The organism is Rathayibacter sp. AY1B6 (genome assembly GCF_002932755.1).
In the GTDB taxonomy this organism is placed as follows: domain Bacteria; phylum Actinomycetota; class Actinomycetes; order Actinomycetales; family Microbacteriaceae; genus Rathayibacter.
Window position 1 is genome coordinate 52,291 of record NZ_PSWL01000002.1, and the last position, 25,306, is coordinate 77,596.

Genomic DNA, 25,306 nt, shown 5'->3' on the forward strand with positions numbered 1-25,306 from the left:
CCGGTGCCCGGCGCGGTCAGCCCGCCTGCGTCGCGCCCGAGACGGCGAGCCCGACGATCACGGTCAGCACCGTCGTCCACAGTGCGATCGCGACGCCCTGCCAGAGCAGGATCCGCCCGCGGCCGACTCCCGCGCCCGCCAGCATCACCGCGGTGAAGTGCGTCGGGAGCAGCAGCGGCCCGAGCAGACTCACGCCCGGGACGCCGTAGCGGGTGAAGGCCCGCTGGAACTTCTCGCGCCGCGGACTCGTCCGCTTCGCCTCCGAGCGGCCGGTGATCGCCGAGCGGACGCCGGTGCCCAGCAATACGAGCAGCGCCACGCAGACGAAGTTGCCGATCGCCCCGGCGAGTCCGGCGACCACCGGGTGGATTCCGCCGATGATGCCGATCGACGCCGCCCCCTCGCCCTCGATGAAGGGGACGGCCCCGGCCGCCGCGACGACGAGGGGCTGTACGAGTTCCGGAACGCGGCCGATCAGGTCCTGGAATCCGAGGATCGCGTCGCTGATGATCGTCATGGTCGTGCCTTCCGATGCGGGGCCCCGGCTCTCGGGACTCCTCCATCCGACCGTGTCCGGGAGCGCCGCGGCAGTGCCGCCGGGTCACCGCTGTCCGGGACGATCGACGGTCCGAGGGGTGACAAGTGTCATGGTCGTAGCCTGGGCCGCATGGTGAACACGACCGAGGCGGATCCGCCCGTGCGCGCAGGCCGCGGCGTCGCAGTGACCTGGTGGTACACCCTCGCGTCAGCCGCCTCCTTCGTGGTGGTCGTCCTGGCCGTCTGGTCCGTGGCGGTGCTGAGCGCCGAGGCCGAGGAGTGGCGGAAGGGCGCGTACTTCCTGGGCGCGGCCGCCTGGATCGCGGTGTTCTCGCCGACCGCGCTCGCGTACCGGCGCGCCGACCGCGAGGGTCCGGTGCGCCTCCGGGCCGCGCCGACCCTGGTCTTCTGCCTCGGAGTGGCGGCCGCCGCGCTCACCGGCACGGCCGCCGGGAGCCTCGCGCTCGGGCTCTCGCTCGCCGCGACCCTGGTCGCCGTGCTGCCCTGGCAGAGCGGGGTGCGGCTCCGGGTGATGGTGCTCTGCACGATCGTCCTCGGGGTCGCGGCGGTGCTCGAGCAGACGCGCGCGGCACCGGACGCGTCGGCCGCGCTCTCGACCCTCCTGCTGTTCGCGACGCTGCTGCCCCTGACCGTCGTCAGCGCGCTGTGGTGGTGGGACATCGTCCGCGAGCTCGACCGGGCGCGCGCCGCCGAGGGCCGGCTCGCCGCCGCCCAGGAGCGCCTGCTGCTCGCCGGCGACGTGCACGACCTCCAGGGCCACCACCTCCAGGTCATCGCGCTGCAGCTCGAGCTCGCCGAGCGTCTCCTCGGGAGCGACCCGGAGGCCGCGCTCGAGCAGCTGCGCGCCGCCCAGCGCTCGGTCGACGGCGCCCGCACCGGCACCCGCGAGCTGGCGACGCGCTTCCGCAGCGTCCCGCTCGTCGACGAGCTGGCCAACGCCGCCGACCTGCTCCGCTCGGCCGGGCTCCGCGTCGAGCTCGAGGTCGACCCGGCGGCGGCCCAGGCGCCCGCCGAGACGCTCGGGCCGGTGGTCCGCGAGACGACGACGAACATCCTCAAGCACGGAGGCGGCACCAGCGCGCGGCTGCGGCTCGCTCGCGAGCGGGACGAGTGGCGGTTCGAAGCGGTGAACGACCTGGCACCGGATGCGGAGGAGGCGGACGGGACCGGCTCGGGCGTCCTCGGCATGGCGGAGCGGGTCGAGCGGGCAGGCGGGACGCTGCGCACCGGGGCGGTCCGCCGCTCCTTCGAGCTGGACGCGCGCCTGCCGGTCGGGAGCGACTCGTGATCCGGGTGCTGATCGCCGACGACGAGGACATGATCCGCACGGCGCTGGCCGCGCTCCTCCGCCTCGAGGAGGACCTCGAGATCGTGGGCGAGTGCCGCGACGGCGAGCAGGCGGTCGCGGAGGCGCTGCGCCTGCAGCCCGACGTGTGCCTCTTCGACGTCGAGATGCCCGGGCTCGACGGGATCGAGGCGGCGGAGCGGCTGCGCCGGGTCTCGGCGACGCGGGTCGTGGTCGTCACCCGGCACGCGCGGCCGGGGGTCCTGCGGCGGGCGCTCGGAGCGGGCGTCAGCGGCTTCCTGCCGAAGTCGCGCCGGGTCGAGGACGTCGCCGAGGTGATCCGCCAGGTCGCGAGCGGACGCCGCTACGTCGATCCGGAGATCGCCGCCGACGCCCTGGCGAACACGCGCAGCCCGCTGACCGACCGCGAGCTCGACGTGCTCAGCGCCGGCTCCCGCGGCGAGACGATCGGCGAGATCGGCGCGGCGCTGCACCTCTCCTCCGGCACCGTCCGCAATCACGTCTCGTCGATCCTCCGCAAGCTCGACGTCGACACGCGCCAGCGCGCGGTCATCGAGGCCCGCGAGCGCGGCTGGATCTGAGCGCACGGCCCGGCTGCACCACCGCCGACAACGCAGAAGTCGTCGCACTCGCGCTCGAGTGCGACGACTTCCGCGTTCTCGCGGGCGCCGCCGGGTCAGGCCGTCGGCGTCCAGATCCGCATCGTCGACGGTCCGCGGTTCGCCCAGCGGTGGTACGGCCCGAACTCCGCCTCGAAGCGGCGCCCCTCCTCCACCGGCACGGAGCCGTAGGGCCAGCCGGGAGCCGCCTCCCGCGCCACGAGAGCCACGCGCGCACCCTCCGCGGTCGCGACGGGCGGCACCGAGGCGTCGACCGCGATGTGCTCGGTGTCCAGACCCTCGGGCAGGTCGAGCGACTCGATCGCCAGCACGAACGGCCCGCGCTCGAGGGCGACCTGGCCGCGCACCGCGTCGATCCGGGGGTGCGGGGCCACGAAGCGGGCCGTCATCGGCAGCGAGAGCCGCACGGTGTCGCCGGCGGAGAACGCCCGGCGGACGGTGACGGTCGGCGTCGAGACCGGCTCGCCGTCGAGCAGCGCCGAGCCCCGCGCGAACGGCGGGACCCGCAGCGTCAGCGCGAACTCCGCGTCCTCGAGGATCCGCACGACGATCTCGCCGTCGGCCGGGTACTCCGTCTCGACGCGCAGCGCGACGCCTCCGGTGCGCACCTCGTAGGCGCCGTACTGGTGCAGCTGCACGCCCTCGTCGGTGGCGGTCGCGAAGCCGAGCTCCACGCTCGCCAGGGTGCGGGCGGTGTTGGTCGGGCAGCACGAGACCCAGAACCAGGGCGCGCGGAGGCTGGACTGCGCGCGGTCGGTCTCGCGCGACTCGTCCGGAGCCACTCCGTCGACGCGCTGCTGCAGCGTGTTCGTGTAGAAGAAGGCGCGGCCGTCGTCGCGGGTCGCGGGGAGCACCGCGTTCAGCAGCGTCCGCTCCATGAGGTCCGCGTAGCGGGGCTCGTTCGAGCCGAGCAGGAGGCGCCAGCTGAGCATCGTGGAGCCGATCGCCGCGCAGGTCTCGGCGTAGGCGCGGTCCGGGGGCAGCTCGTAGTCGGCGCCGAACGCCTCGTCCTGGTGGTGCGAGCCCATCCCGCCCGTGACGTAGGTGCGCCGTTCGACGGTCGCCTCCCACTGGCGGCGGACCGCCTCCTCCAGCTCGGCGTCGCCGGTCTCGACCGCGACGTCGAGGGCTCCGGAGGCGAGGTAGAGCGCCCGCACCGCGTGGCCGCGCAGCACCTCCGCGTCGCGGACGGGCACGTCGTCCTGGAAGTACTCGGCGCCGAACGCGATCGGCTTCAGCGTCCCGGTGCCGCGCCTCTCGACGAACAGGCGGGCGAGCTCGAGGTAGCGCTCCTCCCCCGTCGCCCGCGCCAGCTCGGCGAGCGCCGGCTCGATCTCGGGGTGGCCGCACACGGCGACCCTCCCGTCGGGCCCGAACTCGCGGTGCACGTGGTCGGCGAGCCGTCGGGCGACCTGCGGCAGGAGGTCGTCGTGCCCGGTCCGCAGCCGCGCCACAGCGGCCTGGATGAGGTGCCCGAAGCTGTACAGCTCGTGGCCCCACTCCAGATCGGAGTAGCGCGCGCGCTGGCCGGGCCGGCCGAAGCTCGTGTGCAGGTACCCGTCCGGATCCTGCGCGGAGGCGACCCGCGCGACGAGGTCGTCGTACCGCTCCTGCAGCCCGGCGTCGTCGCTCCGGCCGAGCTCCCAGGCCATGGCCTCGAGGAGCTTGTAGACCTCCGAGTCGACGAACTCGATGCCCGCGTGCGCGTCGCCGCCCTCGGCGGACGAGATCGAGCCGTCGGCCGCGCGGTCGAAGTTGCCGGCCCAGCCGACGCGCTCGATCCACGAGCGGCAGTGCTCGATGACGGCGGAGGAGTTGAGGTCCTGGTAGTGCTTCCAGAAGCCGCCGGTGAGGCGGATCTCGTCCTGGCGGAGCGGCCGGAGCAGGCTCCGCGAGGGGGCGACCGGGCCGCCGAGGGCGGTGGCGGTGGGGGCGGTGAGGGTCACGGTGTCTCCTTGGAGGGACGGGTCAGTCCTTGACGGCGCCGGCGGTGACTCCCGCTGAGACGTACCGCTGGGCGACGACGAGGAGGACGGCGGCCGGGAGCGAGGCGACCACGGCGGTCGCCATGATCGAGTTCCACTCCTGGTTGTTGTTGCCGATGTACTTGTAGATGCCGAGGGTGATCGGCTGGAGCTTCCCGCCGCTGTCGAGCGTCGAGGCGAAGATGAAGTCCGACCAGGCCCAGAGGAACGCGAACAGCGAGACGGTGACCACGGAGTTGCGGCTGATCGGCATGATCACCGAGGTGAAGGTGCGCCAGGCGCTCGCTCCGTCCATCCGGGCCGCCTGGGTGAGCTCGTCGGGGATCCCCGACATGAACGCCGTGAAGATCAGCACGCCGAACGGCACCGCGATGGTGGAGTCGGCCACGATCAGGCCCGGGATCGAGTTGAGCAGCCCGAGGTTGAGGTAGATGGCGTAGAAGCCCATCGCCATGATGATCGCCGGGATCATCTGCGCGATCAGGAGCACGAACGAGAGGGCCTGCCCGCCGCGGGGCCGCAGCTTCGCCAGCGAGTAGGCGGCGGGGGCGGCGATGGCGACGGTCAGCAGCACCGTGCCGAGGCCGACGACGAGGCTCGTGCCGAGGTAGGGCAGCTGCTCGCTCAGCACCGCCTGGTAGCCGGTGAACGTGGGCGAGAAGGGGAACCAGTCCGGCGGATCCTTCCGCATCGAGCCGGTCTGGGTGAGGGAGACGTTGATCATCCAGTAGACGGGGAACAGCATGATCGCCGTGAGGGCGATCCCGACCACCGTCAGGTACCAGGGGCGGCGCGCGGTCACGAGTCGGCCTGCTTCCGCTGGACGCGGATGTACACGAGACCGAAGACGAGGGCCAGGATGATCAGCAGGTTGCCGACCGCCGCGGCCGGTCCGAAGTCGGGCAGCATCGAGCCGAAGCCGAGCTGGTAGGTCCAGGTGGCGAGCGTGGTCGAGGAGTCGGCGGGGCCGCCCTTCGTCATGATCCAGATGATGTCGAACACCTTCAGCGTGTAGACGAGGCCGAGCAGGATCGTGATCGCCGACACCGGGCGCAGCAGCGGCAGCGTGATCCGCCAGAACTGCTGGGCGCCGGTCGCGCCGTCGAGCGAGGCCGCCTCGTAGAGGTCCTGCGAGATGTTCTGCAGGCCGGAGTAGAGGATCACCAGGTTGAACGGGATGCCGATCCAGATGTTCGCGATCAGGACCGCGATCAGCGAGGTGCTCGGCGAGGTGAGCCAGTTGATCTGCCCGATCCCGAACGACTCCAGGAACGCGTTGACGATGCCGGAGTCGCTGTTCAGCATCCACGACCAGGTCGACGCCGACACGATCAGCGGCAGCAGCCACGGCACCAGGAACAGCGCCCGGAGCGTGCTCGCGAGCGGGAAGCGGCGGTAGAAGAACACGGCGAGCGCCAGCCCCAGCGTGAACTGGAAGACGAGCGAGACGCCGGTGAACACCGCGGTGTGCAGCAGCGCCGGGCCGAAGGTCGCGTCCTGGAACACCTGGACGTAGTTGTCGAACCAGACGAAGGGCGCGTTCCCCTGCACGAACGAGCGGACCGTGTAGTCCTTCAGGCTCAGCTCGAGGTTGCGGTAGAGCGGGAACGCGTAGAAGACGAGCAGGTAGGCGACGAGCGGAGCGAGGAACGCCCAGGCGACGAGGCGGCCGCCCTCGGGGCGCCAGCGGCGCCGGCGGCTCTCGGCGGCCGGGGCGGGCGGGGCCGGCGGCTCGGTGCCGCGCCGCAGGAGGCGGGCGGTCTCGGTGGCAGTGGTCATGGTCTCTCCCGTCCGCCCGGCCGGTGCGCGGAGCACCGGCCGGGCGGACCTCGTTCGGGGAGCAGGAGCCCCCGGTCGTCCTACTTCGTGGCGGATTCGGCGGCCGACTGGGCGGCCTTCAGGGCGTCCTCGGGCGACTGCGAGCCGCTGAGCACGGTCTGCACCGCGCCCCACAGCTGCTCCGAGATCTTCGGGTACTTCGTCCCGAGGTCGTCCGAGGTGCGGCCCTTCGCGGCCTGCACGGCGGTGACCCACGGCTCGAGGTCGGCGTTGCCGGCGACCTGCTCCTGCTGCGCCTCGGCCGTCGGCGCGATGTACGAGAGCGTGTTGTCGGTCGTGACCAGGCTCTCCGTGGAGGTCAGGCACTCGGCGATCTTCTTCGAGGTCTCGTAGCGCGCCGTGTCCGACTGCATCGGAAGGGTGAGGAACTCGCCTCCGGTCGGTGCGGGGGCCGCTCCGCCGTCCTTCGACGGGATGGTCAGGACGCCGTAGTCGATGCCCGACGCCTTCGCGTTGGCCAGCTGCCAGGTGCCGTTCTCGCCGAACGCGTACTCGCCGGTCTCGAACTCCTGCCAGCTCGTGGTCTGCGTGTTGCCGATCACGGAGTTGGGCGCGTAGCCCTTGTCGAGCCAGTCCTTCCAGAGCGAGACGGCGTCGACGGCGTCGGACGAGTCGAGCTGCGTCAGGTCGGCCCCCGAGCCCCAGAACCACGGCAGGAACTGGAAGGTCCCCTCCTCGGTGCCGATGCCCGAGAACGTGATGCCCTTGCCTCCGGACGCGGTGACCTTCTCGAGCGCGTCGGTCAGGCTCGCCCAGTCGGTGATCGAGGAGACGTCCACGCCGGCCTTCTCGAGGACGGCCTTGTTGTAGTACAGCGCGAGCGTGTTGGCGCCGATCGGCACTCCGAAGGTGTCGCTGCCGGTCTGACCGGCGGCGAGGATGTTCGCATCGATGCCGTCGGTGGAGAGTCCGTTCTCGGCGGTGGTGGTCAGGATCCCCGATTCGGCGAGCGTCGAGACCACCGGGTTGTCGACGAGCAGGAGGTCGGGCGAGTTGCCCTGCTGGCCCGCGAGCAGCGCCTTGTTGGTCAGGTCGGTGGTGTCGTAGCCGGTGCGCTCGACGGTGACGCCGGCCTCGGTCCCGCAGGAGTCGATGAGCTTCGCCCAGTCGGACGTCTCGTCGAACTGGGGGTACGGATCCCAGAACGTGTAGCTGCCTCCCGCGGCGGAGCCGGAGTCGCCCCCTGTGCCGCTCGCGCAGCCGGTCAGTGCGGCGGCGGCCGTTCCCAGCAGGACGGCGGCGGCGAGGCCCCGAGCGTGCTTCCTCGTCTTCACGGATGATCCCTTCGTCGTTGACGGATTCCTCGGCAGTCGTCCCGATCGTCTGCGCCGGGCCGAAACTACTTTCTGTCGGGTAAACCTAGGCAGAGGGGGGCGGTCCGTCAAGAGAAGCGACCTTTTCGGTCTTTTCGGTTTTTCCGCGGAGTCGTGCGAGGATCGACGCGGCGGCCCGTCGGGCCCGGAACGGAGGACCGGTGTCACCACGAAAGCCCACCGGCACCATCACGCTCACAGACGTGGCGGCCGCCGCCGGCGTCTCGATCGCCACCGCCTCGAAGGCGCTCAACGGCCGCGACCAGGTGCGCGCCGAGACCCGCCAGCGCGTGCTCGACGCCGCCGAGGCCCTCTCCTTCACCCCGAACCCGTTCGCGCAGGCCCTCAACTCCCGGCGCACGGGCACCATCGGGATGCTCACCAACGACCTCGACAACCGCTTCGTGCTCCCCGTGCTGCTCGGCGCCGAGGACGCCTTCGGCGCCGGGTCGACGTCGGTGCTGCTCTGCGACGCCCGCGGCGACTCGATCCGCGAGCAGCACCACATCAAGAACCTGCTCGCCAAGCGCGTCGACGGGATCGTGGTGCTCGGCCGGACGACGAACCCCCGCCCCTCGATCACGCGCACCATCCCGGTGCCGGTCGTCTACGCCTACGCGCCCTCGGAGGATCCCCGCGACTCCTCCTTCACGCCCGACAACGTGCAGGCCGGCGTCCTCGCCGCCCGCCACCTGATCGAGCGCGGACGGACCAGGATCGCGCTCGTCAACGGCGAGCCGAGCTACACCGCCGCGCACGACCGCGCCCGGGGCGTCGAGCAGGCGCTGACGGAGGCGGGGCTCCCGCTGGTCGGCGGCGGCGTCCTCTTCGGGCAGTGGTCCGAGAGCTGGGGCCGCCAGTGCGCCGAGACGCTGCTGCGCGCGCATCCGGACCTCGACGCGATCATCTGCGCGAGCGACCAGATCGCCCGGGGCACTCTCGATCATCTGCGCGAGACCGGCCGGCGCGTGCCGCAGGACGTCGCCGTCGTCGGCTTCGACAACTGGGACCTCCTCGTCGAGGCCGCCCGCCCGCCGCGAGTCCTCAGGAGTTGTCGCACTCGACGCCGAGTACGACAACTCCTGCGTTCTCGCGGGCGCGCTCCGCCGAGACGCCACCCTGTGACCCGAGACACCGCCGTCACCGGGGCGTCTCGGTGGTTCGAGCGACGGAGCGGAGCGGCGGAGCGGAGCGGCGGAGCGACGGAGGAGCAGGTCGGGCGGGCATCCGAGAGACGCCCGTTAGACGAGCGGAGCGGAGTCGTGGGCGCAGACGTGCGCCGGACCCCTCGGGAGTCCGGCGCACGGCCTGGCGGTGATCAGCTGCCGGTGGTCATCCGGGATCAGCTGCCGGTGCGCTCACCGCGGCGTCGGAGGGTGAGGAGCATCAGGCCGCCGCCGACCAGGGCGAGCAGACCGAGCACTCCGGCGGTCGCCGTCGCTGCGGAATCGACTCCGGTCGAGGCCAGGGCCGGTCCGCGGGGTCCGTTCGAGCCGGCGGCGGGAACGATCGCTGCGTGCGAGGGTGCCGGGCGCGGCGCTGTGGTCGCGGTCGGCGTGGGCGTCGCGGTCGGGCTCGCGGTGGCAGTGGGAGTGACGGTCGGCGTGACCGTCGGAGTCACCGTCGGCGTCACCGTCGGCGTGACCGTCGGAGTCACCGTCGGAGTCACCGTCGGAGTCACCGTGGGCGTGACCGTCGGAGTGACCGTCGGAGTCACCGTCGGAGTCACCGTCGGAGTGACCGTCGGAGTGACCGTGGGGGCGACAGTCGGCGTGACCGTGGGGGTCACCGTCGGCGTGATCGTGGGGGTCACAGTCGGCGTCACAGTCGGAGTGACAGTCGGAGTCACCGTCGGAGTGACAGTCGGGGTCACCGTCGGAGTGACAGTCGGGGTCACGGTCGGGGTGACCGTGGGGGTGACAGTCGGAGTCACGGTCGGAGTGACCGTGGGGGCGACAGTCGGGGTCACAGTCGGCGTGACCGTCGGGGTCACAGTCGGCGTGACCGTGGGGGTCACCGTCGGCGTGACCGTCGGCGTGATCGTGGGGGTCACAGTCGGCGTGACCGTCGGCGTGACCGTGGGCGTCACCGTCGGCGTCACAGTCGGAGTCACAGTCGGAGTCACCGTCGGCGTCACCGTCGGCGTCACCGTCGGAGTCACAGTCGGCGTCACAGTCGGAGTCACAGTCGGAGTCACCGTCGGCGTCACCGTCGGGGTCACCGTGGGCGTGACCGTCGGGGTCACAGTCGGCGTCGCCGTCGGCGACGGTCCACCGTCGGAGGGCTCGCAGCCCGGCTCGGTGAAGTCATCGGAGTCGAGCGTGACCGCTCCCGAGCGGGCCAGCGCGCGGCCCTCGACGGAGACGCCCGTCGTCACCGTGACCGAGACCGAGGCGAGCACGGAGCCCACGAAGTCCGAGTCGGTGCCCAGAGTCGCGGAGCTGCCGATCTGCCAGTAGACGTTGCAGGCCTGCGCCCCGTTGATCAGGGCCACCGAGCTCGACGACGCCGTCGTCAGCGTCGACGCGGCGCGGATCACGAAGACCGCCTCGTTGACGCCCTCGGCGTCGAGCGTGAGCGTCCCCGTCACTCCGACCGGTCCGGCCGCGGTGTAGACCCCGGGCTTCAGCGTCCGGCCGCCGATCTCGGCGCCGATCTGCGCGGTCGTCGCCTGCGAGGCGAGCTGTCCGTAGGCGGTGCCCACGTCGGCCTGGGCCTGCGCCGCCTCCGCGTCTCCGCGGTGGATCACTCCGTCCGTCCGCCCGGGCGGGAACCCGGTGACGGCGGTCAGCGGGCTGACCCCGACGTTCTGGTCGAGGACGCTCGACCCCGTGTTCGTCACGGTCGACGCGGCCAGGACCGAGTAGTCCTCCGCCGTGCCGAGGTCGGGCGCCGTGGCCGCCTGCGCCGAGACGCCGGCGAAGAGCGCGGCTCCGACGACGGCGAGGACGACACCCGTCCCGATCGCCCCTCTTCTGCGGTTCTGCCGATGACGGCGGAGCGAGGTGCGAGAGGACACGTGCGGCATGAGGCCAGCGATCTGCCCACGTCAGCGTGAGCTCAATAACCCGAGGTGGGAGGCTCGAACCGTAGGTCGCGCTTCTCGCCCGCGTCTACGCCGCGACCCTGACGGGGGGCAGGATCCGCCGACGGTGTCCTCCGCTCCGCGACACCCCCGCCTCCGGAGTCCTCGCCCCGGTGACGGCGGGCCGGAGCCGACCCCGGCCAGCAGCGCCCGGTGCCGGCGGACCGGAGCGGACACGGTCGACCGGAGCCGACGCCGGCCTCCACCGCGGACCTCGTCGAGCGACCCGCGCCGCCGCGCCGTCCGGCACTGCTCAGCCGAGAGCCGCCACCCGCTCGATCACGCCCTCGCCCAGCCGGGCGACGTACCCCTCCGGATCCGGCCCGGCCGGCGCCAGCTGCACGTGGTCGATCCCCAGCGCCGCGTACTCCTCCATCGCGCGGACGAAGCCGTCGGGGTCGCCGATCGGATCGCCGCCCCCCGTGATGGTCTTCGTGATCGTCGCGTAGTCGCGCCCGAGGTCGTCGCAGTGCCGCTTGAGCACGTCCAGCTTGTGCGCCACGTCGTCCGCGCCGGTGCCGAACAGGTTGCAGGCGTCGCCGTACTGCGCGACCAGCCGCAGCGTCTTCTTCTCGCCCCCGCCGCCGACGAGGATCGGCGGGCCGGGCTGCTGGATCGGAGCCGGGTGGTTCAGCGTCTCGGCGAGCCGGTAGTGCGTCCCCTCGAACGGCCCGTCGTCGTCGCTCCACATCTGACGGCAGATCCGCAGCGTCTCCTCCAGCCGCTCGAACCGCTCCTTCAGCGGCGGGTACGGCACGCCGAGCCCGAGGTGCTCGCGCTCGTACCAGGCGGCGCCGATGCCGAGCATCGCGCGTCCGCCGGAGAGCACGTCGAGGGTGGTGACGATCTTCGCGAGGAGTCCCGGGTGGCGGTAGGTCACGCCGGTGACGAGCAGCCCGAGCCGCATCTTCTCCGTCCGCCCGGCGACGAAGCCGAGCGAGGTGTAGCCCTCGAGCATCGGATCCTCGCTGGTCGCGAAGTGCTCCATCTGGAAGTAGTGGTCCATCAGGGTGAACCAGGCGCACCCGACGTCCTCGGCCGTCCGCGCCGTCGCCCCGAGGATCGGCGCGATCTGCGCGCTCCCTCCGGGCAGGGTGAAGTTCATGAAGTGAATGCCGAGCTGCACGCGCGTCTCCTGTCGTCCCGGGATGTCCAGGAGCCAGTGTGCGCCGAGACGCCGCTCAACACGCCGACACACCGCCCTCTGAGCGGTGTCTCACCCGCGCGAAGGCGTCTCGGCGGATCCCAGCCGCAGAAACGGGGCCGCGCTCACTCGCAGACGCGGAAGCGGTTCCGGTCGAACCCGATGACGTCGCCGACGGCGAGCTGGCGCCCGCGGCGCAGATCGACCTCGCCGTTGACGGTCACCATCCCCTCGGCCACCGCCTCCTTGGCCTCGCCGCCCGAGAGGATCCCCGCGAACTTGAGGAACTGACCCAGGCGGATCGATCCGCCGCCCAGCGGGACGTCGACGGGCTCGGGGACGGCAGCGGCGCCCTTCACGTCTGTGAACGCGCCCGCGAAAGGTCGCCGCAGGCCCCCTGAATCAGCGGGTTTCCCACGTAAGTGTCGCCGCAGTTTCCAGCACACCGTGTCGCTCCGAACATGCCCACGTGATTCCGCGGATCTGGGGCCGCGATGGGGTCATTCGGTGGCCCCTCGCCGCACAGGAAGTGCCCGGCGGCCATACGAGCTCGGGTTGGCACAGACTTCGGGTTCAGTCTCCACGAAGCCATCCTCAGCGTCGCGGTCGGCGTCGGAGCTGCCGCCCTGCGCGGCCTGCTCGAACGGGCCGGCTGCCGGAGAAGCCGCAACAAGCGAGGCGTCAGGGCGATGTCGGTGCGGCTGTTTCGCATGCATGCCTGCGGGCGAAGCACTAGAGGGCGTTCTTCGTGGTCGCCAGGTACTCCGGCGTGGCGAGCGCTTGCATGAAGAACCAATGTGTCGCCTCGAGGCTCGCCTCAAGGTGTCGCCAACCGTTCGAGACGAACGAGCTCGTCTGCGCGCCGGTGAACATATAGACGACGGCTCGAGCGGCAGTCGGGATATCGACCTCGGCGCGAAGATTGCCTTCAGCTCGTGCCTGTTCGAGAAACAACGCTATCGCGTCGAGCCAGACTGGATCCGGCAACTTCGCAACGCCGGGGAATTCAGATGAGGCTTGTGCGACGAGACGCAGGCCTGCTTGCGCCGTTGGATCGTGCTGCACTGCTCTCGCGAGGGACCGGGACAGCGTGAGCAGTGAAGCGAGGCCGTCGTCGCCCGACTCCAGAATCGAATCCCGGAGGAGGATGAAGCCCTGGTCCTGGCGGCGGATGATCTCCTCCGCCACCTCGATCTTGCCCCTGCGGAAATGAAAGTAGAAACCACCCTGCGTGACGGATGCTGCTTCCAGGATGTCGGCGACGCGAGCGGTCGAGTAGTGCAGGCGCGCAAACACCTTCGCCCCACCGAGAACAATCGCCTCTCGTGTGGCGATCCCGCGTTCCTGTTGTGCCACGCGCACCTCCGACTGATCCCAAAGCCACTCTATCGGCCCATGGTTCAGCGTCTCTGCCGTCTGGTCCCCGTTCGGGAGGGTTCACGCTGAGTAGCCGAACGCCGCGCTGGCGCTCGCACCGTGCTCGGATGTCGAGACCAACCTCACGTCGCGGAGGGTTCGGCCGCCGATGACGACCTCGGCGTTCCTGCACACGGACGTGCGAGCGGAGAATCGAGCCTGGCCGCCGGACGGAGCGGGCGTCCGAGAGACGGAGGCGCGCCTGAGCCAGAGGTTCGGTACAGCGGAGCGGCTGGTGTCATTGACGGCGTATATGAGGACTTGGGCCAACTGACCGAACATGACGAGTTCATCGACGGCGTCAAGGCGGGGCGGGGCGGCTGGGTACCCTGCCTGGGATGGCGTGACGGAATGGGACGCCTCGAGGTGTCCATCGACGAGGTCCACGCGATCGACGCGGGACGACATCTGGATCGAGTCGCCTGCTGCCGCATGGGTGAGGCCGCGTGCCACCTCGGCTGCGCCCGGTCGGGCTCGGCTCGGGGCGCACTCCAATTCGACGTTCAGTCCGCCGATACGAGCCCGCAATGACCTGGTGCTGACGAGCGGTCCGCCGTGATCGGTCGTGATGCCGATGGGGACAGAGCCCACATCAGTCGTCGCCACACATCCGGCGACGACTGAGAACCCTGTGACATCGAACGGCCCTTCCCACCAGGCTCCGCGATTCGTGTTCTCACACAGGCTGATGGTCTTCAGCGCCAGGCTGATCGCATCGATAGAACTGAGATACACCTCGCGGGGATTTCCTGCCGCGTCCAGCGACCAGCGGGGCGGATAGATCGCCTGCCCAACCGCCGAAAGTCGGATCCTGTCACCGTCGACGTGTTCGGCCACCTGGCTGAAGGTATGCCTGATGTGTCGATGACCCGAACCGAAGTATCGGCCGGACTCCTTGCCGATTATCTCCTCTGAAGGCCGCCCATCAAAGTGGTGCATCTCGTCCCTTCGGATCTTCTGATCGGTCTGGTGATGTATGCACGCCTGGAAGGTGTCTCGCCGGATTCGATCCCAGGATCTCGAGCGGCGTCATGCACACGGACCGTGCCTCGGCTGCGAGGGCTGCCGGTACTTCCAGGCAGATCGCAGCCGCCAAAGCTGTTCCAGACCCAGCAGTCAGAACGATCGATGCACGATCGCCGGCGCTGCCTTCCACGGTGACTCGGAGACGAGGCCTGATGATGATGGTGCTCGCGGTCGACGTGAGCATCCGAGGCCGCGTTCGCCGATGTGATGGAAGCCTGAGAGGGCGAACTCTGTGCAGCGAAGACAGCACTCGCAGGAGCGGGAGTAGCAGGAGGAGCTGGCCGCGAGGCAACCCGAGCTCGGTGAACACCTGGATGTCGGTCGCCGCCGTCGTCCTCCGCAGAGCGAACAGGTCGCCGGTGTGCAGTGTCAGGTGAGAGCCCGTCTCAGAGGTCTCAACTGCTCTTCCACCTCTCAGCCTGACCAGCGTCCCGGACCGGAAGCGCCGGCTTCCTGAAGCGAGAACTGCCTGCGACGAAGCTGTGACGCCTGGTGACTTCGAAGTCCTGCCACTCGCGAGGCTCGTCAGGCTGACCTTCTGCGGCTGGTCTATCGGTCGGAGCGCATGCTCGGCGAGCACTTCGGCCAGATACGTGCCGAACCCCGCGCCGGGTACCACGGCGATGCCGCATTCTCGCCAATGGGCATCCCGTTTCCACGCGTACTCGTGTGTGCGGCTCTCATTCGACAGGTCAGTGTAGGAGACGCCACCTTCCGCGCTGGCCTCCATGAGCGGCTGCGCGGTGGAGGACTATGGTCCGGCTGCGTTGATCACCCCGCTGACGCCGTCGAGGTGTTGCGTCAGGGAGCTCGCACGCTGCCGGAGGTCGAGCTGCATCCTCGCGACGCCGTACCGGTCAGCCAGCATGTCGAGACTCGCGCCGTCGCGCCCCGCGAGGAGGAACGGCATGCCCCGGCGCCTTGCCTGCATCTCGAGTTCCGCGGCAACCGAGCCCTTGTCGTAGATCAGCCAAGGTTTCACCGGATCGACAGGGATGGTGCTCTCCTGGAGTGCATCGTGCTGGACGCTAGGGGAGGGGCGTTTCTCGCCGGTCGTCGTCGACGCCCGGCGGGGGGACCTGGCGTGCCGCGCGCACGGCGATCGCGCTTCCGAGCAGCACGAAGATCAGAAACGCCGACAGGCCTGCGAGCACGAACGCGTTCGAGTGCGTGGGGTCGACCACGAGGCTGAGCGAGCCCCCCGTGACTGCCAAGAGTGCGCCGATCCACACGCAGGGTCGGGCTGCCTGATGGCCCCGCTGCCAGGCTTCATCGGAAGCCATGACCGAGGCTGCTCTGATCCCGACCAGGTTGTTCGGGCCGAGTCGCCCTCGGGCGGCGCATTCGACGGCTGCGACGACGGCAGCAGCAGCGAACACGAGGACGAGCACTCCGAAGACCATGCACCAAACATACATGCACGGTTGTATGTCGTCGTTTGCGCCGTCGGTCGTCGCGCCAATTTTCGCGCCAAGAAACAAAGCACCGTACATGTTTGGTTTGATTCGACGAGTCTGCGAAGTGCAGCTCGCGATGTGGCGCTGGCAACTCGCCTCCGCTCCACTGGTCCACGAGCCCGTCCCTGGCGCTCGAGGCCATCACTCTTGGGGGAACATTGGCTATCAGGATGAAGTCGGCTGTCTCGGTGCTGTGTGCGGCAGCGTTGGTACTCGCGGGGAACCTGCCTGCGGTTGCGGCGCCCTCCGGCGCGAGCCTTGTTGCACAGCACGAGGCGGCGACGATGACGTCGTACACGGACCACGACATCATCAGCTTCCTGGTGCTCGGCTCGGGTCCGGTCTACGAGGACCACAAGGCACTCTCGCCGTATGCGCCGGAAGTGGATAGCGTCACCGTCGAAGCACGAGACGAGATGTACGCCCTGTTCATGGGTGTCGAACCGAACTTCAACGAGCTCGTTACCGTGCCGCTGCAGTCCGGTGATCCTCGTCTCGTCGACGTTGCTCTCGAGAACTTCTCCGAGATCTCCTACGGCGTAGCGGAGGTCATGGGGCTCAACGTGCCCGACAAGGAGGAGTTCGTCTCGGCGCGATCGATCGTCTTCGTCGTCGTCGTGGCTGCTGTCGCCGGAGCGGCCGTGGCGACGGTCGCCGCGGCGGGGAACGTGCGATGGGTCTGGAACACCATCGATTTCTGGGGGACGAGCACTGAGCAGAGCCCGATCTCGCATGAGAAGCGCGCGGCCCAGTTCGCTGCGGCTCTCGGCAAGTAGGTGAGGCTGCCTCCGCGCTCGAGGGAGAGGGGAGTGATCGCGGACAAGGCTGTCTGGTTCTTCGGGGCAGCCTTGGCCGTGCTCGCTGTTTGGATCGGGGCAAGCGTGTACTTCGTGCTCCCGCCCAATGTCCTGTCAAGTGAGTCGGACGTGCACAAGAACCTGCAGCTGGCATTCACAACGGTCTCCCCACAGGGGTGGGGGTTCTTCACGAACGCACCACAGGCGACTGAGATCGCCGCATATGACGCGGAGACGATGGCGTCGTTGATGCTTGCACCTCAAGGGCGGGTGGAGAATCTCTTCGGCCTCAGCAGGGCGCAGCGGGCGCAGGGGCCCGAGCTCGCACAGCTCTCCGAAGCCGTCGGGCAGTGGCACGAGTGTGAAACTGGCCAGACCCGCGAACACTGCCTCGCCGAGGCCAGTTCATTGCAGCCACAGAAGATCACCGTGAACCTCGCTCACCGTACGCTTTGCGGCCCGATCATTCTGACCACAGAGACGTTCACGCCCTTCGAATACCGAGAATTCGATCTCCCCATGCACTCCATCGAGACCTTCACGACCGTGGACGCGGTGTGCTGATGCACGAGCGACCCGGGCCAGCGCTACGGCTCCAGATCGCCTTGCAATCGTTGGAGGTTCGGCAGCGTGCCTTCACGCTCGGCCGCGGCGCTCTGGCGGCCGCCCAGATCTCCATCCTCGTTTTCACGCCGTTCAGCGCACTGATGCAAACGGTCGGAGGAGCCGAACCGGCGCCTTACTGTGCTGGGGCGCGGATCATCTCCGCCTTCTGCATCGGTGGTCCAGAGGTGCCCTCGATCGTGCGGGTCATCGTCATGATTGTTTTGCTGGGCCTCGTGCTCGTCGGGTTCCTGCCGAGGGTGATGGCGTTCGTTCATGCCTGGATCTCCATCTCCATCTCCACCGGAATCTCATTGCCCGATGGCGGCGATTCTGTGGCCGCGATCGTCTCGGTGATCATCATCTTCATCATGGCTGCGGATGATCGGAGATGGGCATGGTCCAAGGAGCGCCGGCCCGTCGGACCAGTCGGTCGAGGTGTTGCACTCGCTGGGATCTATGCCCTGCGACTCCAGGTGACCTTGATCTATCTCAATAGTGCATTTGAGAAGTTCAACGTCGATGACTGGTCCAACGGATCGGCCGAGTACTACATCTCTCGCGGGTACATGTTCGGCGCAAGCGGCCTCATCGCAGATGTGCTGCACTGGGCGACGTCAGTCCCACTCCTCTTAGCCGTCATCACCTGGGGTGTCATCGTCGCAGAGATCTGCATCGGAATTCTCGTTGTGACCATTGACTTCGGTCGACGGATCGCGTTCATTCTGGCGGTCGCATTGCACGTCGGGATCATCCTCAGCATCGGGCTGTGGAGTTTCGGGATCATCATGATCGCAACCGTCGGGATCGCGACGATGAAGCTCGTCCCGTCCTCCGCTTCGCCTGGTTCTGCGAGTGACGAGGACGACTCTCCATCGATCCTCGGAGACGACGATGCCGCTCGGCGATCGGAGGTGTTGTGATGCTGCGATTCCTCCGGTCGGCCAGGCCGCGGCAAAGGCGTGAGGCGCCGAGCACGGGTGGTTGCGTCCGGCGCGCAGTCCGCACGGATCACGCCTACTGGCGCAAGCTCGCCGTTCCGCTCCTCCTGTGCTCGGTGCTGGTCGGATGCAGCCTGAATCTGGCAGAAACTGTTCCGACAGCGGGCACAGACCTGACCGCTGAGGAACTCCGGACCCAAGATCTGATGCTGTGGGCGGTCGAACGGCTGAACGCAGAGGAGGACTTGACCACTGAGGCTGTCGAGTCGAAATCGGACGCGGGTGCGTTCGACTCGGAGTCCACCGCGCATCTGGTCACCATGGTGAATTTGAGCCTTCGGCCCCTGGGCCCATACACGGTGAAGTCCTTCGAACTTCGACCCGAGGGAGCTCTTGCTGTCGTCCGCAATCGGCTTGGCATTCTCCTCGATCTGCAGATCACCGCGAACGCGAACGGAGAGCTCAGAGCGCTCGTCGTGAACGCGGCGGTTGCCACTGCATCACCATCGATTGCATCCTTTGCCGAAGCAGCGGCTCGTCTCGAAGCGCTCGTTCCTGCGTCATCACTGCTCATGCAGGTGACACGCGGGTCGCACACGGAGTCGGTTCACGAGCGGGCGCACGACGTTCTCCGTCCGGTTGGATCGGTGATGAAGCTGTACGTTCTGGCAGCTGTAGTGGAAGCGATCAAAGAAGGGGATCTCTCCTGGGAGGACGTGCTCATGATCGACGATGGGAAGAAGAGTCTCCCAACCGGTCGGCTGCACCTCGAGCCGGACGGAACAGAAATTTCGGTGTTCGAGCTCTCACGTTTGATGATGCAGATCAGCGACAACACAGCAGCCGACGTTCTCATGGACGCTGTCGGAGCCCAGCGGTTGTCGGCCGCGGTGCGCGATCTCGGGCATCACCAACCTGACCTCCTCGAACCGTTCTTGACGACGAGGAAAATGTTCCAGTTGACGCTCAGCGGCGACATGCCGCTCGCGACCGACTGGAACGAGGCATCCAGCGCGGCTCGCCATGGCATTCTTGAGAAGTTGAGCAGTCAGCCGCTGACAGTGGACCCGGCATGGATCGAGCGCGCGCCGTTCTGGCCACGCAACATCGATTGGTTCGCGAACGCTGAAGACGTGGCGAGTGCGCACCGGGCGGTCGTGGAGCTGGGACGCGACGATCCGCACATGTCGCAGATCCTCCGGTCACCCGAGATCGCGTCTTCTTCGCCGTTTGTAGAACGCGGGTTGGTGACGCTCTCGGAGAAGATCGGAAGCTCGCCGGGCGTCGTGGCGGTCACGCTGGTTGCCGTGGGGAGCGACGGTGCCGTCTATTCCGTGGTTGCCCTGGGCGTATCCGAACAACCCGGTGACCCACTGGAGCGCTATCGATCGAAGTTCATCGATGTTGCCAGGAGCGCCCTTGACCTATTGATCGAGTGACGCGACATCTCGGATTCTCGACAACCGGTTCGGATCCGTTCAGAGCACGGCGCGGCTGGCGTTCACCCGCTGTTCCGGTGAGGCGTCGTGTCCGATCATGGCATTCCTGCTGAGGAGCGCCGACAATTTCGATGCAAGGAGAGCGCTTCGGAAATTGGCTCACCGGCAAGTGTGGGGAGTGGCCGAGATCGATCCGACGCCGATTGTATTCGGACGCGGTCGGAAGCAGTCTGCCGTCATCGATGCTATTGCACGGCATGCTGAACAGTACGGTTCCAGCCGCAGTCCGGTCTTGCCTCGGTGCCCTTGCATGCACCTCGCACTGAGTAGGTCAAATTGGGAAGATCATGACCGGGATTCGCCCCTGTCGGTAGCACACGTCTAGACCGCCGGAATGTCGGCGAAGCGCGAGAAGTGGCCGTGGAAGCCCACGGTCACCGTGCGGGTCGGGCCGTTGCGGTGCTTGGCGACGATGAGGTCGGCCTCGCCCGCCCGCGGGTTGTCCTTCTCGTAGGCGCTCTCGCGGTGCAGGAGGATCACCATGTCGGCGTCCTGCTCGATCGAGCCGGACTCGCGGAGGTCGGAGATCGCGGGGAGCTTGTCGGCGCGCTGCTCGGGGCCTCGGTTCAGCTGTGAGAGCGCGATGACCGGCACCTGCAGCTCCTTCGCGAGGAGCTTGAGGGCACGCGAGAACTCCGAGACCTCCTGCTGGCGGCTCTCGACCTTCTTGCCGGAGGTCATCAGCTGCAGGTAGTCGATGACGACCATCTTGAGGCCGACGCGCTGCTTGAGCCGGCGGCACTTCGCCCGGATCTCGACCAGGGTCATGTTGGGCGAGTCGTCGATGTAGAGCGGTGCGTCGTTGATCCGGCCGCGGGTGGAGGCGATGGTCGTCCAGTCGCGCTGATCGACCGTTCCCTTGCGCATGTGCTGCAGCGGTACGGACGCCTCGGCCGAGAGGAGGCGCATCGCGATCTCGCTGCGCCCCATCTCGAGGGAGAAGAAGATCGTGGCCATGTTGTGCTTGATCGCCGCGGCGCGGGCGAAGTCGAGCGCGAGCGTCGACTTTCCGAGTGCGGGGCGCGCGGCGACGATGATCATCTGCCCGGCGTGGAAGCCGTTGGTCAGGTCGTCGAGGTCGGCGAACCCGGTGGGCACACCGGTGAAGCTGCCGTCCTTGTGCGCGGCCGCCTCGATCTCGTCGATCGCCACGGTCACCGCGTCGGTCAGCGGGACGTAGTCCTCCGCCGTCTCGGAGCCGGTGACGTTGTAGATCTCGGCCTGCGCCGTGTTGACGAGGTCGAGCACCTCGCCCTCGCCCTGGTAGCCCATCTGCGCGATGCGGGTGCCCGCCTCGACGAGGCGGCGCAGCAGAGCGCGCTCGGCGACGATCGAGGCGTAGTAGCCCGCGTTGGCCGCGGTGGGGACCATCGACGTGAGCGTGTGCAGGTAGTCGGCGCCGCCGGCCCGCTGCAGCTCGCCCTGCTTCGTGAGCTCGTCGGTGACCGCGATGACGTCGGTCGGCTCGCCGTGCGAGTAGAGGGCGAGGATCGCGTCGAACACGATCTCGTGCTTGGGGATGTAGAAGTCGGTGCCCTTGACGCTCTCGACGACGTCGGCGACCGCGTCCTTCGAGAGCAGCATGCCGCCGAGGGCCGACTGCTCGGCGAGGAGGTCGTGCGGAGGGGTCCGCTCGTTCCCGCGCGACTCGCCGCGGTCTCCGCGACCGTCCCGTCCGTCCGAGCCGGGTACCGCCAGGTGCGCGATCGTCATGCCTTCGCCTCCTCCTGTCGGGTGCTGCGCGTCCGGTCGAGCCGGTGCCGGGATCCGGTCTACCAGCGACCTCCGACAGCGGCGCACGGGCGCCTGCCCGCACCCCTCGCGGGGCGCTGCGCCACCCTACGGACCGGCGCCCGGGGCACGCAAACCGCCCTGTGGAGGGAGCTGTGCAGAACCGAGGGGAAACGCCGGGCCCACTGTGGGCAACATGTGGACAACCCTGTGGGAACAGAGGCTATCGGCAAGTTTTTTCCGATCGCTGACCAGGCATTTCCCGCTTTCCACAGGTGTGTGGGGAAAAGAGTCTCAAGACCACAGTGAAGGTTGGTCCCGCCGGAGGGTGTATGTGGATGGAGCTGTGGAGAACGGGAACGACGAAGGGCGGTGCGAGGGGACTCGGAAGTCCCGTCGCACCGCCCTCCGCGGCGTTCTCGCGGCCTTACTTGGCCGCGACCACCTGCAGCTTCACGGTGGCCTGGATGTCGTCGCGCAGACGCACCACGGCCTCGTGCTCGCCGACGTGCTTGATCGCGTTCGAGATGACGATCTTGCGCTTGTCGAGCTCGCCGAATCCGGCCGCCGCCACCGCGTCCGCGATGTCGGAGGTCTTCACCGAGCCGAACAGGCGGCCGTCCTTGCCGGCCTTGACCGTCAGCTTCACGCGGTTGGCCTCGAGGACCTGCTTGGTGTGCTGGGCCTCTTCGATGGTCTTGTGCTCACGAGCGGCTCGCGCCGACTTGATCTGCTCGACCTGCTTCTCGCCGCCGCGGGTCCACGCGACGCCGAAGCCCTGCGGGATGAGGTAGTTGCGGGCGAACCCGTTCTTCACGTCGACGACGTCGCCGGCCGAGCCGAGTCCGTCGACCTCGTGGGTCAGGATGACCTTGGACATACCGTTACCTACCTTCCGCTGCCGGCGTAGGGCAGGAGCGCCATCTCGCGGGCGTTCTTGACGGCACGGGCGATGAGGCGCTGCTCCTGAACGGAGACGCCGGTGATACGACGGGCGCGGATCTTCCCGCGCTCCGAGATGAACTTGCGGAGGGTCGCGACGTCCTTGTAGTCGATGACACCCACGCGGACCGACTTCGCGGGGGCCGCGTTCTTCGCGCCCTTGCCGCGGATCGGCTTGCGGCGGTCGCCGCTGCTCTTTCCAGCCATAGTGGTTTCCTTAGATTCTGGTTCGCCCCTGCCCCGCCGCGAGCGATCGCGGTGCGGGGGAGGCGTGATTCAGGTGAGGAGAGTGTCCGAGCCGGGGCTCAGAACGGCGTCTCGTCGTTGTAGCTGCCCGGCGTGCTCCACACGTCGCCACCGGCGGGAGCGCTCGGCGCCCACGGCTCCTCGGCCTGACCGCCACGGTTGCCGCCGGCGTTGCCGGAGCCTCCCTGACCGCCGCCGCCGAAGCCGCCCTGGCCGCCGCCGATCTGACCGCCGTTGCCCTGGCCGCCACCGGCCTGGCCGCGTCCGCCTCCACCGGAGGCGCGCGTGACCTGCGCGGTCGCGTAGCGCAGCGAGGGCCCGATCTCGTCGATCTCGAGCTCGATGCTGGTGCGCTTCTCGCCTTCCTTCGTCTCGTAGGAGCGCTGCTTCAGGCGGCCCGTCGCGATGACGCGGCTGCCCTTGGTCAGCGTTCCCGCGACGTTCTCGGCGAACTCGCGCCAGACGGAGGCGCGGAGGAACAGCGCTTCGCCGTCCTTCCAGTCGTTCGCCTGACGGTCGAAGGTGCGCGGCGTGGAGGCGATGGTGAAGTTCGCGACCGCGAGCCCGCCCTGCGTGTAGCGCAGCTCGGGGTCGGCGGTGAGGTTCCCCACCACGGTGATGATCGTCTCGCCGGCCATGAGCGCTACGCCTTGGGAGCGGCCGAGGCCTTGGCAGCCTTGCGGGCGGCCTTCTCGTCGGCGAGCTTCGCGGCGGCCGCGACCTGGGCGATGCCCTCTTCGGCCCGCAGCACCTTGGTGCGCATGACGGCCTCGGACAGCTTCAGCTGACGGTCGAGCTCGTTCGCTGCGGCGGAGGTCGACGTGAAGTCGACGACGGCGTAGATGCCCTCGGACTTCTTGTTGATCTCGTACGCCAGACGACGGCGGCCCCAGACGTCGACCTTGTCGATGGATCCACCATCGGTGCGGATGACGTTGAGGAACTTGTCGAGACTCGGAGCGACGGTGCGCTCATCGATCTCGGGGTCCAGGATGACCATGATCTCGTACTGATGCGTCACTAACCCACCTCCTTCGGACTGAACGGCCACGGTATTTCCGTGACAGGAGGGTATGTAGCATCTGCCCACTCCCGCGGACGCGAGTGCGTCTGGTCGTGGACAACCTGTACAGACTACAACAGGACCGCCGCGACGCGCCGGACGGGTCCGCTCGAGGCGCACCACTCCGGGGCCGGGCGAGGCAGGCGCGCAGTCCGTGCCGGCTCAGCGCCTCAGCGCGACGCCCACCACTCGCGGAGCCGCTGCGCCGCGACCTCCTCGCCGAGCGGACCCTCCTCCAGCCGCAGCTCGAGCAGGAACCGGTACGCCTGTCCCACCTCGGGGCCCGGGGCGAGGCCGAGGATCTCCATGATCCGCGTGCCGTCGAGGTCGGGGCGCTTGGAGGCGAGCTCCTCCTTCTCGGCGAGCTCCGCGATGCGCGCTTCGAGGTCGTCGTAGGCGTGCGCGAGCCGGTCGGCCTTGCGGCGGTTGCGAGTGGTGACGTCGGCGCGGGTGAGGATGTGCAGCCGCTCGAGCAGGGGCCCGGCGTCGGTCACGTAGCGGCGCACCGCGGAGTCGGTCCACGCACCGTCGGTGTACCCGAAGAAGCGCAGGTGCAGCTCGATGAGGCGGGCCACGTCCTTCGTGGTCTGGTTGTCGAACTTCAGCGCGCGCATCCGCCTGATCGCGAGCTTGGAGCCGACCAGGTCGTGGTGGTGGAAGCTCACCACCCCGCCCGGCTCGAGCCGACGCGTGGCCGGCTTGCCGATGTCGTGCAGGAGCGCGGCGAGCCGCAGCACGACGTCCGGCGCGGATCCGGGGTGCCGCGACTCCTCCAGCGCGATCGCCTGCTCCAGCACGGTGAGGCTGTGGGTGTAGACGTCCTTGTGGTGGTGGTGCTCGTCCTGCTCCAGGCGCAGCGCGGGCAGCTCCGGGAGGAAGCGACCGGCCAGACCGGTGTCGACCAGCAGCTCCAGGCCGGCGCGGGGCGAGGCGGTCGCGAGGAGCTTCCGCAGCTCCTCCTGCACGCGCTCCGCCGAGACGTCGTCGATCCGGCCGGCGAGCTCGGCCATCGCCCACTCGACCTCGTCGGTGGTGCGGAAGCCGAGCTGCGAGGTGAAGCGCGCGCCGCGGAGCATCCGGAGCGGGTCGTCGCCGAAGGAGAGGTCGGCGGGGGAGGGGGTGCGCAGCCGGCCGGCGAGCAGGTCCTCCACTCCTCCCGAGGGATCGACGAGGACGACCTCCGGGAGCCGCAGCGCCATCGCGTTGACGGTGAAGTCGCGCCGCACCAGGTCGCCCTCGAGCGAGTCGCCGAACTCGACCTCGGGCTTGCGGCTCACCCCGTCGTAGCTGTCGCTGCGGTAGGTCGTGATCTCGACCGTCTCGCCGGCGACGCGGGCGCCGATCGTGCCGAACGCCCGGCCTATGTCCCAGTGCGCCTCGGCGATCGGAGCGACGATCCGCACGATGTCGTCGGGGCGCGCGGAGGTGGTGAAGTCGAGGTCGTGCACGCCGTGGCCGAGGAAGGCGTCGCGGACCGGGCCGCCGACCAGCGCGAGCTCGTGGCCCTGCGCTGCGAACGCCTCCGCCAGCCGCGCCACCGTGGGCGTCCCCGCGAGCGCGCGGAGGGTCTCGAGAGCGGTCTGGACGCTGTGCATTCGCACGATCCTAGTAGCGGGGGGTGTCTCGACGACCGGTGACCGTGCCAGGGGGTTACCGGCCCGACCGGGCGCACAGCGGACGCACCGCCTGCCCCGAGGAGGGCTGCCCGTAGAATCACCCGCATGGAGGCCGAGTG

Annotated in this window: 24 protein-coding genes and 1 pseudogene; 7 read left to right on the forward strand and 18 right to left on the reverse strand. The window is 69.0% G+C overall.

What is annotated here, in order from left to right:
- Positions 1-16 precede the first annotated feature (16 nt).
- Positions 17-517, reverse strand: a complete 501-nt coding sequence (locus C5D08_RS01205; RefSeq protein WP_104222703.1) for a small multidrug efflux protein — start codon at positions 515-517, stop codon at positions 17-19.
- Positions 518-667: 150 nt separating this feature from the next.
- Here C5D08_RS01205 and C5D08_RS01210 point away from each other — a divergent pair, with 150 nt between their 5' ends.
- Both C5D08_RS01210 and C5D08_RS01215 read left to right on the forward strand, forming a co-directional pair.
- Positions 668-1,846, forward strand: a complete 1,179-nt coding sequence (locus tag C5D08_RS01210) for a sensor histidine kinase (RefSeq protein WP_104275459.1) — start codon at positions 668-670, stop codon at positions 1,844-1,846.
- Positions 1,843-2,445: a response regulator transcription factor gene (locus tag C5D08_RS01215; RefSeq protein WP_104237744.1), complete on the forward strand. Its 603-nt coding sequence runs from the start codon at positions 1,843-1,845 to the stop codon at positions 2,443-2,445. The genes C5D08_RS01210 and C5D08_RS01215 overlap by 4 nt, the downstream gene beginning before the upstream one ends.
- Before the next feature lie 95 nt (positions 2,446-2,540).
- On the opposite strand, the gene C5D08_RS01220 is transcribed toward C5D08_RS01215, so the two are convergent.
- The 4 genes from C5D08_RS01220 to C5D08_RS01235 all read right to left on the reverse strand — a co-directional run bounded on the left by C5D08_RS01220 (position 2,541) and on the right by C5D08_RS01235 (position 7,582).
- Positions 2,541-4,430 carry a glycoside hydrolase family 127 protein gene (locus C5D08_RS01220; protein WP_104275460.1) on the reverse strand — a complete coding sequence of 630 codons (1,890 nt, stop codon included), beginning with the start codon at positions 4,428-4,430 and terminating at the stop codon, positions 2,541-2,543.
- A 22-nt stretch (positions 4,431-4,452) separates the two neighbouring features.
- Complete coding sequence (locus C5D08_RS01225; protein ID WP_104275461.1) at positions 4,453-5,271, reverse strand: carbohydrate ABC transporter permease; 819 nt, start codon at positions 5,269-5,271, stop codon at positions 4,453-4,455.
- The gene (locus C5D08_RS01230; protein WP_104275462.1) at positions 5,268-6,248 is read right to left on the reverse strand and encodes a carbohydrate ABC transporter permease; all 981 of its coding nucleotides are present in this window, start codon (positions 6,246-6,248) and stop codon (positions 5,268-5,270) included. The genes C5D08_RS01225 and C5D08_RS01230 overlap by 4 nt, the downstream gene beginning before the upstream one ends.
- Before the next feature lie 80 nt (positions 6,249-6,328).
- The gene (locus tag C5D08_RS01235) at positions 6,329-7,582 is read right to left on the reverse strand and encodes an extracellular solute-binding protein (RefSeq protein WP_104275463.1); all 1,254 of its coding nucleotides are present in this window, start codon (positions 7,580-7,582) and stop codon (positions 6,329-6,331) included.
- 242 nt (positions 7,583-7,824) lie between these two features.
- Here C5D08_RS01235 and C5D08_RS17240 point away from each other — a divergent pair, with 242 nt between their 5' ends.
- Positions 7,825-10,080, forward strand: a complete 2,256-nt coding sequence (locus C5D08_RS17240; protein WP_258067210.1) for a LacI family DNA-binding transcriptional regulator — start codon at positions 7,825-7,827, stop codon at positions 10,078-10,080.
- Here C5D08_RS17240 and C5D08_RS16830 read toward each other — a convergent pair.
- The 7 genes and pseudogenes from C5D08_RS16830 to C5D08_RS01275 all read right to left on the reverse strand — a co-directional run.
- Positions 9,987-10,649: pseudogene (locus C5D08_RS16830) on the reverse strand (ice-binding family protein); the annotation flags it as partial. The gene C5D08_RS17240 and the pseudogene C5D08_RS16830 sit on opposite strands and share 94 nt — an antisense overlap.
- A 310-nt stretch (positions 10,650-10,959) precedes the next feature.
- The gene (locus C5D08_RS01250) at positions 10,960-11,832 is read right to left on the reverse strand and encodes an LLM class F420-dependent oxidoreductase (protein ID WP_181110217.1); all 873 of its coding nucleotides are present in this window, start codon (positions 11,830-11,832) and stop codon (positions 10,960-10,962) included.
- Positions 11,833-11,975: 143 nt separating this feature from the next.
- Positions 11,976-12,209, reverse strand: a complete 234-nt coding sequence (locus tag C5D08_RS01255) for an RNA-binding S4 domain-containing protein (RefSeq protein WP_104275464.1) — start codon at positions 12,207-12,209, stop codon at positions 11,976-11,978.
- Positions 12,210-12,582: 373 nt separating this feature from the next.
- Positions 12,583-13,206, reverse strand: coding sequence for a TetR family transcriptional regulator (locus C5D08_RS01260; RefSeq protein ID WP_181110219.1), 624 nt, complete (start codon positions 13,204-13,206; stop codon positions 12,583-12,585).
- Between the two features lie 81 nt (positions 13,207-13,287).
- Positions 13,288-14,103, reverse strand: a complete 816-nt coding sequence (locus C5D08_RS01265) for a hypothetical protein (RefSeq protein WP_374953956.1) — start codon at positions 14,101-14,103, stop codon at positions 13,288-13,290.
- Between the two features lie 940 nt (positions 14,104-15,043).
- Entirely contained in the window at positions 15,044-15,274 is a 231-nt protein-coding gene (locus tag C5D08_RS01270; protein WP_104275467.1) for a hypothetical protein, read from the reverse strand.
- 46 nt (positions 15,275-15,320) lie between these two features.
- Entirely contained in the window at positions 15,321-15,695 is a 375-nt protein-coding gene (locus C5D08_RS01275) for an SdpI family protein (RefSeq protein WP_181110221.1), read from the reverse strand.
- 224 nt (positions 15,696-15,919) lie between these two features.
- On the opposite strand from C5D08_RS01275, the gene C5D08_RS01280 reads away from it, so the two are divergent.
- Genes C5D08_RS01280 through C5D08_RS01295 form a run of 4 tightly spaced genes read left to right on the forward strand, consistent with a single transcriptional unit; the run spans position 15,920 to position 19,529 of the window.
- Positions 15,920-16,525, forward strand: a complete 606-nt coding sequence (locus tag C5D08_RS01280; RefSeq protein ID WP_146086124.1) for a hypothetical protein — start codon at positions 15,920-15,922, stop codon at positions 16,523-16,525.
- Between the two features lie 33 nt (positions 16,526-16,558).
- Positions 16,559-17,110: an SdpA family antimicrobial peptide system protein gene (locus tag C5D08_RS01285; protein WP_181065488.1), complete on the forward strand. Its 552-nt coding sequence runs from the start codon at positions 16,559-16,561 to the stop codon at positions 17,108-17,110.
- Positions 17,110-18,072: a sporulation-delaying protein SdpB family protein gene (locus tag C5D08_RS01290; RefSeq protein WP_258067212.1), complete on the forward strand. Its 963-nt coding sequence runs from the start codon at positions 17,110-17,112 to the stop codon at positions 18,070-18,072. The genes C5D08_RS01285 and C5D08_RS01290 overlap by 1 nt, the downstream gene beginning before the upstream one ends.
- Positions 18,072-19,529: a serine hydrolase gene (locus C5D08_RS01295; protein ID WP_146086125.1), complete on the forward strand. Its 1,458-nt coding sequence runs from the start codon at positions 18,072-18,074 to the stop codon at positions 19,527-19,529. Before C5D08_RS01290 ends, C5D08_RS01295 begins: the two co-directional genes overlap by 1 nt.
- Before the next feature lie 381 nt (positions 19,530-19,910).
- Here the strand turns inward: C5D08_RS01295 and dnaB are convergent, their stop codons facing one another.
- From dnaB to C5D08_RS01325, 6 genes are all read right to left on the reverse strand, one after another.
- Complete coding sequence (gene dnaB / locus C5D08_RS01300) at positions 19,911-21,302, reverse strand: replicative DNA helicase (protein ID WP_104225797.1); 1,392 nt, start codon at positions 21,300-21,302, stop codon at positions 19,911-19,913.
- A 445-nt stretch (positions 21,303-21,747) separates the two neighbouring features.
- Complete coding sequence (gene rplI, locus C5D08_RS01305) at positions 21,748-22,200, reverse strand: 50S ribosomal protein L9 (RefSeq protein WP_104275472.1); 453 nt, start codon at positions 22,198-22,200, stop codon at positions 21,748-21,750.
- 8 nt (positions 22,201-22,208) lie between these two features.
- Positions 22,209-22,469: a 30S ribosomal protein S18 gene (rpsR, locus tag C5D08_RS01310; protein ID WP_055784551.1), complete on the reverse strand. Its 261-nt coding sequence runs from the start codon at positions 22,467-22,469 to the stop codon at positions 22,209-22,211.
- A gap of 98 nt (positions 22,470-22,567) precedes the next feature.
- The gene (locus C5D08_RS01315; protein WP_104222691.1) at positions 22,568-23,146 is read right to left on the reverse strand and encodes a single-stranded DNA-binding protein; all 579 of its coding nucleotides are present in this window, start codon (positions 23,144-23,146) and stop codon (positions 22,568-22,570) included.
- Between the two features lie 5 nt (positions 23,147-23,151).
- Positions 23,152-23,529, reverse strand: coding sequence for a 30S ribosomal protein S6 (gene rpsF / locus C5D08_RS01320; protein ID WP_068207796.1), 378 nt, complete (start codon positions 23,527-23,529; stop codon positions 23,152-23,154).
- 212 nt (positions 23,530-23,741) lie between these two features.
- Entirely contained in the window at positions 23,742-25,166 is a 1,425-nt protein-coding gene (locus C5D08_RS01325) for a CCA tRNA nucleotidyltransferase (protein WP_104275473.1), read from the reverse strand.
- Between the last annotated feature and the right edge of the window lie 140 nt (positions 25,167-25,306).